This is a genomic window from Nocardioides sp. NPDC057767, from assembly GCF_042798275.1.
Taxonomy (GTDB): Bacteria; Actinomycetota; Actinomycetes; order Propionibacteriales; family Nocardioidaceae; genus Nocardioides.
The window spans coordinates 104343-111819 of the sequence record NZ_JBHVKJ010000012.1 but is presented as its reverse complement, the minus strand read 5'-3'; the positions used below and the strand labels follow the sequence as shown (position 1 = coordinate 111819).

Genomic DNA, 7477 nt, shown 5'->3' with positions numbered 1-7477 from the left:
GCGCGCCGCCGGGCGCGCTGCTGGAGGCCTCGACCGACAGTGGGGCAGAGGTCACTTGAGGGCCTCGGGCTCGCCCCCGAGAGGTACGTCGGGAGCCAGCGAGTTCTGCACGACGACCAGCTCGAACGGGTGCTCCCCGCCCTCGACCTGGCGCCACTGACCACCCGCGAGCGAGGTCTTGGCGACGTACGGCGGGACGTTCGCGTCCGTGCCCCAGGCGACGTCACCGACGACCGTGGAGACCTCGAGACCGGACAGCGCCTTGGTGATCGCGTCGGCGTCGGTCGAGCCGGCCTCGGTCACCGCCGCGGTCGCGACCTCGAAGAGCGCGTGCGCGAAGCCCAGCGGCTGGGTCCACTGCTTGCCGGTCTTCTTCTCGTACGCGTCCGCCAGCTCCTGCGCGGACTGACCGGTCAGCGAGGACTTGTAGGGCGCGGTCGGGGTCCACCAGACCTCGGTGGAGAGGTTGTGGGCGATCGGGCCCAGCGCCTCGACGCTGCTCGGGAAGAGGAGCGCCTTGCCGATGGTGGCGACCTTCGGGTTGTAGCCCTGCTGCTTCGCCTGCTGCCAGAACGTGGTGAAGTCCGGCGGGATCGGGACGCCGACGAGCACGTCGTGGCCCTTGTAGGCGCTGATCTGGGCGGAGAAGTCCTTGGTGCCGTTGGGGTAGTTGCCCGGGTTGTCGATCTTCACGCCGGACGCCTCGGTGAGCGCCGGGAAGTTGGCGCCCCAGGCCTCGCCGTCGGGGTCCTTCGGGAACAGGCCACCGGCCTTCTTGTTGTTGGGGACCTTGCCCCAGATGTCGGCGTAGACCGTCGCGACGTCCTCGAGACCCCAGAAGAAGTGGTAGCTGTACTTCAGCTCGGCCGGCTTGTCGCCGCTGCGGATCGCGAACGGCTGCCACGGGGCGACCGTCGTGACGCACGGGATCGAGTTGGCCTCGCACTGCTCCGAGACCGGGTTGACGATGTCGGGCGTCGAGGAGGCGACGATGATGTCGGCGCCGTCCTTGTTGATCAGGTCGCCGGCCACCGCCCCGGCCTTCGTGGTGTCGCTCTGCGCGTCGCGCACCACGATCTCGACGTCGAGCTCCCTGTCGCCGACCTTGACCGGGTGGTCCTTGAAGTAGGCCTCCATCTCGTCGACGACGAAGCTGTTCGCCTCACCGAACGGCGCCGAGGAGCCCGTCTCGGTCGAGACGAACCCGATGGTGAGCGTGTCCTCTCCGCCACCGCCTTCGTCGTCGATGCCGCCCGACCCGCAGGCCGTCAAGGTCAGCGCCATCGCTGCGACACCGGCGGCGGCCAAGCTCAGGCCGCGTCCGGTGGTGAGTCCGTTGCGCACGTACGTCTCCTTAGAGAGTGTGGGGTGAACGAGAGTGTCGTCCGCCAGCGCCCCTACGGGTGGGAAGCAGGGTTCGGTTGGCGGAAAATCGCATGGAAGACCTATCGGATCTTTGGTGGACTTGTCACCCTTTCGCGCCGAGAAGTGACGTACGTCGGCCGAGAAGTCACTCACGTCGGCCGAGCTGGCACTCGGCTGACCACTCGGCCGACGCGCCTGACGCCTCGGCCGACGGGGGTGACGCCTCGGCTGGAGGTCAGGCGCGGGCGGCGCGGCGTACGTCTCCGGCGGCGACGCCGAAACGCTTGCGGAAGGCCTGGGAGAAGTGGGAGGCGGAGGTGAAGCCGCACTTCTCGGCGACGTCGACGGTGCGGATCGCCGGGTCCGAGCCGGTGGCGAGCATGGCGTAGGCGAGCTCGAGGCGGCGGGCGAGGATGTGGCGCGGGACGCTGGTGCCGGCGTCTGCGAAGAGCCGGGAGAGGTGACGCTCGGAGATGCCGGCGCCTGCGGCGACCGCGCCGGCGGAGAGGCCGGGGTCGGCGAGGTGGTCCTCGATGAACGCCTTCGCCGCAGCCCGGTGGGCGGTGGCCAGGGACACCTTTCCGCCGGTGGCGATCACCGAGATCAGGTCGAGTACGGCGCCCTCGTCGGCAGGCACCGGGTCGTTGGGCCGGAGCGCGCGGCCGACCATCTGCACCAGCGCGCGCCCGTGTGGGTCCTGGCCGCGCCCGGCGTCGAGGACTAGCGGCGAGGGCATCGACGCGATCCCGGTGCGGGCCGCGAAGGCTTCCACCGGCACCTTGACCGCGAGCTCCTCGAGACCGTGGCCGAAGCCGCGCAGGAAGGGCGCGTCGACGTCGCAGACGATCAGCTGTCCGGGCCGGATGACCTGGCGACGGCCGGCGTACTCGAGGATCGCCTCACCGCGGAGACTGGCATAGACGGCGATCGATCGGGCGGGGATCTCCTTGACGAGACTGGCCGGTCGCTCGACGACGTGGCGGGTGGCCCGCACCCGCGCCAGATGGACCTCGTCGAGCTGCAGGTTGACCTCCTGCGCGTCGAACCCCTGGCCGTCGATGGGCCGGCAGGAGAGCGCGACCAGCGCACAGGCGTTGTGGCGTTCCCATGCCTCGACCTGCGCATCCGCGCTCAGCCGGCTGGTCTCGAAGACCTCTGGGCGACGTACCTGTGCAACGAGGGGAGATTGCGGCACGCCACGACTCTACGGCGTGCCATGACCCCGAGGCGATGACTTAGGGAAGACTTACCTTTCTGGAATCGTTCAGGAAAAGGTGGCACAGTGGGTGCCACCACGAAAGACCGACTCTTCAATCTGGGGGACCCACCGAACATGGCCACGAAGACCGACACGAGCAGCGCCACGCACACCTCGCACCCCGCGTTCATCCCGAGCCCGGCGTTCGCGACCCAGATGCAGCGCCTGCTCGTCGATCTGACCGAGCTCAGCCTGCAGGGCAAGCAGCTGCACTGGAACGTCGTGGGCAAGAACTTCCGCGACATGCACCTCGTCCTCGACGAGGTCGTCGACGCCGCCCGTGACTTCACCGACGAGGTCGCCGAGCGCATGCGCGCGCTCTACATCCTCCCCGACGGCCGCACCGGCACCGTCGCCGAGGACACCACCCTCGCGCCGCTCCCGGCGACCGAGGTCGACACCGCGACCGCCGCCGACCTCGCCGCTGCCGCGCTCTACGCCACCTCGAAGACCGCTCGCGAGATCCACGACGACATCGACGCCGAGGACCCGACCACCGCCGACCTGCTCCACGCGATCATCACCCGCGTCGAGCAGCTCGCCTGGTTCATCGACTCCGAGAACCGCGTCGCCAACCAGTCCAAGCCTGCCCAGCTGACCGTCTGATCTTTCCCCTAGGACGGCGTCCCGCGACTTCCGCGGGGCGCCGTCCTTCGCTGTTCCGGTGCCTGTCGGGGCGGCACTTTCCCGCCATGGCGGGGAAATGCGCGGGTGTTGGCGCGGATCGCCCGGCAAATTCCCGCCATGGCGGGAATTTGCGGCCGAGAGCTACCTGGCCCCGCGCAACAGCTTGCGCAGGTCGGTCCCGGGATCGGCGAGATCAGAGGCCCGTACGTCGACCCCTCGGTCGATCATCCGGCGCGCTGCGCGCACGGCGTTCGGGTCGTCCACCGCGACTGCGCCGATGACGTGCTCACCGCGGATGGTGAACACGGAGAAGGGCGGCTCGCCGACCGTGCCGCGTACGACTGTCTGGTGAGCTCCGTCGGGCGAGCGCATCTCCCCGACGGCCTCGACATGCAGGTCGTAGCGGTCGGTCCAGAACCACGGCGCGGTTCGTGCGGGGGCGTCGATGCCGAGGATCGTCGCGGCCGCCCGCTGGCCGTCGTGCACCGCGGCCTCCCAGTGCTCCGCGCGCCGATGGCCTCGTCGACGGGCGCAGTCACCGACGGCGAGAAGCGTCGGGAGCGACGTGACCTGATCGTCGTCGACCACGACACCGTTGTCGACGTCCAGCCCGGCGGCCTTCGCCAAGGCGGTGTCAGGCACCATACCCACGGCGAGCAGGACGGCATCGAACGTACGTGGCTCCGGCTCGCCTGCGATGTGTGCGACCACTCCGGCGCTCGTCGACTCGAGCGTCTCGACCGTCGCGGTCACGGTCTCCACGCCATGGGCCGCATGCAGGGAGTGCAGCCACGCAGCCACCTGGGCACCGACCGCCGCTGCGATCGGCGGGTCGACAGGATCCACGAGCACGACCTCGCACCCGAGCTTCCGGGCGGTCGAGGCGACCTCGGCCCCGATCAGCCCGGCCCCGACGACCAGCAGCCGCGTGTCAGGGAGCAGCACCTGTCGCAGCGCATCGGCGTCCTCGGCACTTCGCAGCGTGTGGATCCCGGTGGTCGAGACCGAGGTTCCACTGCCGGCTGATGGACGGTCTCGGACGACGCGCTCGATGTCCGGCCACAACGGCCGACCGCCCGTCGCCAGGACGATCCTGTCGGCCGAGAGCTGTCGACCGTCCGCCAGCGTCACCGTGCCGGCGTCCGGGTCCAGCGCCTCCACCAACGCACCCTCGATCAACGAGATCTGCTGCTCGGCGTACCACTCCGGAGCCTGCAGCGCGATGGAGTCGAGATCGCGGCCGCCGGCGAGGTACTCCTTGGACAGCGGCGGGCGGTCGTAGGGGAACGGGTCGACGCTGATGAGCGTCAGCTCACCGGCGTACCCGTTCTTCCGCAGCTCCGCGACGGTCGAGACACCGGCGATGCCGCCACCGACGACGACAACCGAGGAGACCGTCACGGCCTCTCGCCGGGGAAGAGGTAGATCTCCCCGTCACGCACCTCGACCCGATGCGGCACGGTGTCGCGGGTGGCGGGGAGGCCGTCGACCTTGCCGGTCTTGAGGTTGAACCGCGAGGAGTGCAGCGGGCACTCGACGTCGCCGTCCTCGACCCAGCCCTCGGCCAGGGATGCGGTCTCGTGGGTGCAAGTGTCGTTGAGAGCCCAGCAGGTGCCGTCGTCGTCGCGCAGGATGGCGATGTCGTCCTCGGTGCCGGTGATCTTCGAGGAGATCGCGATGCCCTCGCCCTCCGGGATGTCGTCGACGGAGGCGACGCGGATGCCTGAGCTGGTTCCGCCATTTCCAGTATTTCCGGTCATGCACCCATCTTCCAACGTGGACCACGAAGAACCGGCCACCTCCCCCGGGGTGGCCGGTTCTGGGGTCAGGACCGAGGCTCAGTCCGGGCAGGTGTTGCGGTAGTCGGACAGGTAGATCGAGGACGGTGCCGGGCAGAGGAACTGCGAGTAGCGGGTGTCGTCGTCGACGTACCTCTTCAGCCAGGTGACGAACAGGCGCCCTTGCCAGTCGTCGTCGGTGTTGGCGATGAAGTGGTCGCCGTTGTTGATCTCGCCGTACGCCTTCTCCCGCGCCCCGGTCATCGAGGTGTAGAACGGGATGGAGTGCGTGCTGACCGGCGCCACGCTGTCGTTCTCCGCGCCGATGATCATGGTCGGGATCTGGATGCCGGGCCAGGTCTTGTCGGTGTGCCAGGGCTGCAGCGCGACCGCGGCCTTGATCGAGGAGTCCTGGTTGGCCGCCGCGAGCGTGCCGCCGCCGCCCATGGAGTGACCGGAGACCGCGATCCGGGTCTCGTCCAGGCGCGAGGCGACCGTCGAGGAGGCGCTGTTCTTCAGGTAGGAGACGGCCGCCAGGATCTGCGAGCCGCGACTGTCGGGCTGGTCGTAGCGGGTGTTCGTGTCGATCGCGAAGACCACGAACCCGTGCGAGGCCACCCGGCGCGCGACCGAGGAGTAGGACGACGAGGAGGCCGTGTAGCCGGGGGCGAGGACGACACCGCCGAACGTCCCGGCAGTGGTGGAGGTGGGGTAGTAGATCGTCCCGCCGCCGAAGCCGGTGACCAGCGAGGACACCGACGTCGAGGAGAGCGAGAAGGTGCCGTTGTCGAGGACGCTGGCGGACGTCGGGTCCGGCCCGCGCTCGTAGGGGCTCTCCGCTTCGGCCGGCGCGACCAGGCCTAAGAGGGGGAGCGTGACGGCCGCGGTGACCGCGGCGATTCGGAGAGAAAGTGATCTGAGCACCGAGCATGCTCCTTCGTCCATCCGGCCCCGGGCTGTCCGGGGTTCCGGTTGCTACTCGAAGGTAGGGGCGTCGGCGGGCACCCGGCACCGGCACAGAGGCAGAACCTTTTTGGGCGGCTGTCACAAAACAGAGACAAGCGGCGTACGCAGGTGGGGCTGCGTACGCCGCCGGTTTCTGTGCAGGGTGTGGCGTCAGCAGTACAGATTTCCGCCCGGGTCCACCCCGAGCAGGGAGGTGACCTCGCGGTAGTTGTCGACGCGGCTCTGCACCTGGGCCGGGTTGCCGCCGTTGCACTCGATGGATCCATTGATGGACCGGATGGTCTCGCCGAAGCCGGCGCCGTTGACCATGGCCGCGTGGGCGGTCATGGTGCCGGGGCCGTTCTGAGTGTTCCAGTACCAGAGCCCGGTCTTCCAGGCGACCGCCGGATCGGTGGCGACCAGGTTGGGGTTGTTCAGCAGGTCGATGCCGAGCGCGTCCCCGGCGGCCTTGTAATTGAAGTTCCAGCTCAGCTGGACCGGCCCGCGGCCGTAGTACTGGTCGTTGCCGGCCGGGCAACCGTAGGGCTGGGACGTGTCGCAGTAGTGCGGGTAGTTGGCCTGGTTCTGCTCCACGACGTACTGCAGGTCACCGGTCTCGTGGGCGACGTTGGCGATGAACGCGGCGGCCTCGCGCTTCTGGGTGGCCTCGTCCCCAGCATTGGTGAACTCCGGATAGGCGCCGAGCGCCTCGACGAGCCCTGCGTACGTGTAGAAGGGGTTGCGGTTGGGGAAGAGCTGGTTGAACTGCGCCTCGCTGACCGGGAACTCCCCGGCCACCGGCGCCGGCGACTCCGGGTCGGTGGCGGTGCCGCCGATGTTCACGTCGATGCAGGCGTAGAAGGCGTTCGCGGTGTCGGCGACGTTCCAGACCGCGAGCACCTTCTGCCGGCCGGTGAAGGACCCGAAGTCGACCTGGTGCTCGACGGTGGCCGGCGGCTGCGCGCCGCCGTCGTCGAACTCGGCGATCTTGGTGCCGCCGATGAAGTACTGCCAGGTGCTGGTGCTGTGTCGGGCGCTGAGCGACCAGCTGAAGGTCTGGGTCTTGCCCACGGGCGTGACCTGCCAGTTCTTCGAGTCGTCGTCGAGCTCGGCGAATCGGGCGTTGCCGCCGGAGCAGCTGGTCAGGCCCTTCGGGCCCTCGACGCTCTGCGGTTCGTACTTGATGTCCCCGCACTCCACGGTGCCGGCGGCACACTGTGCCTGCCGGCTCGGGGGGTTCGAGATGTAGCCGTGCGCACTTGCGGGGCTCGTCGGCACCATGGCCAGGACGGGCGCCAGCAAGATCCCGCCGAGAACGGCGATCTTCGTGGTAGTACGCATTCCAAACTCCTTGAGGGGGTTGAGATGGATGGCGATCGAAACACCTACTGTAAGGTTCCTTTACAGTTAACGTCTAGACCCCGGCCTGGACAGACACCGGCGGGAGCGCTGGAATTGTTAGGTTGGTTTTCCGTACGCCACCCTCGCCCACGAAAGGAGCACC

Annotated in this window: 7 protein-coding genes; 1 reads left to right on the top strand and 6 read right to left on the bottom strand. The window is 68.9% G+C overall.

Going from position 1 to position 7477, the window contains the following annotated elements:
- Positions 1-51: 51 nt before the first annotated feature.
- Positions 52-1344, bottom strand: a complete 1293-nt coding sequence (locus tag ACFVDI_RS08835; RefSeq protein WP_378903060.1) for an ABC transporter substrate-binding protein — start codon at positions 1342-1344, stop codon at positions 52-54.
- Positions 1345-1600: 256 nt separating this feature from the next.
- Positions 1601-2560, bottom strand: a complete 960-nt coding sequence (locus ACFVDI_RS08830) for a helix-turn-helix domain-containing protein (protein ID WP_378903057.1) — start codon at positions 2558-2560, stop codon at positions 1601-1603.
- Positions 2561-2698: 138 nt separating this feature from the next.
- Here ACFVDI_RS08830 and ACFVDI_RS08825 point away from each other — a divergent pair, with 138 nt between their 5' ends.
- Positions 2699-3229 carry a Dps family protein gene (locus ACFVDI_RS08825; protein ID WP_008355758.1) on the top strand — a complete coding sequence of 177 codons (531 nt, stop codon included), beginning with the start codon at positions 2699-2701 and terminating at the stop codon, positions 3227-3229.
- A 162-nt stretch (positions 3230-3391) separates the two neighbouring features.
- Here the strand turns inward: ACFVDI_RS08825 and ACFVDI_RS08820 are convergent, their stop codons facing one another.
- The 4 genes from ACFVDI_RS08820 to ACFVDI_RS08805 all read right to left on the bottom strand — a co-directional run bounded on the left by ACFVDI_RS08820 (position 3392) and on the right by ACFVDI_RS08805 (position 7314).
- Positions 3392-4651, bottom strand: coding sequence for an NAD(P)/FAD-dependent oxidoreductase (locus ACFVDI_RS08820; protein ID WP_378903052.1), 1260 nt, complete (start codon positions 4649-4651; stop codon positions 3392-3394).
- Positions 4648-5010 carry a non-heme iron oxygenase ferredoxin subunit gene (locus tag ACFVDI_RS08815; protein ID WP_378903049.1) on the bottom strand — a complete coding sequence of 121 codons (363 nt, stop codon included), beginning with the start codon at positions 5008-5010 and terminating at the stop codon, positions 4648-4650. Before ACFVDI_RS08815 ends, ACFVDI_RS08820 begins: the two co-directional genes overlap by 4 nt.
- Before the next feature lie 78 nt (positions 5011-5088).
- Positions 5089-5952 carry an alpha/beta hydrolase family protein gene (locus ACFVDI_RS08810; RefSeq protein WP_378903046.1) on the bottom strand — a complete coding sequence of 288 codons (864 nt, stop codon included), beginning with the start codon at positions 5950-5952 and terminating at the stop codon, positions 5089-5091.
- Positions 5953-6144: 192 nt separating this feature from the next.
- Positions 6145-7314: a glycoside hydrolase family 19 protein gene (locus tag ACFVDI_RS08805; protein ID WP_378903043.1), complete on the bottom strand. Its 1170-nt coding sequence runs from the start codon at positions 7312-7314 to the stop codon at positions 6145-6147.
- Between the last annotated feature and the right edge of the window lie 163 nt (positions 7315-7477).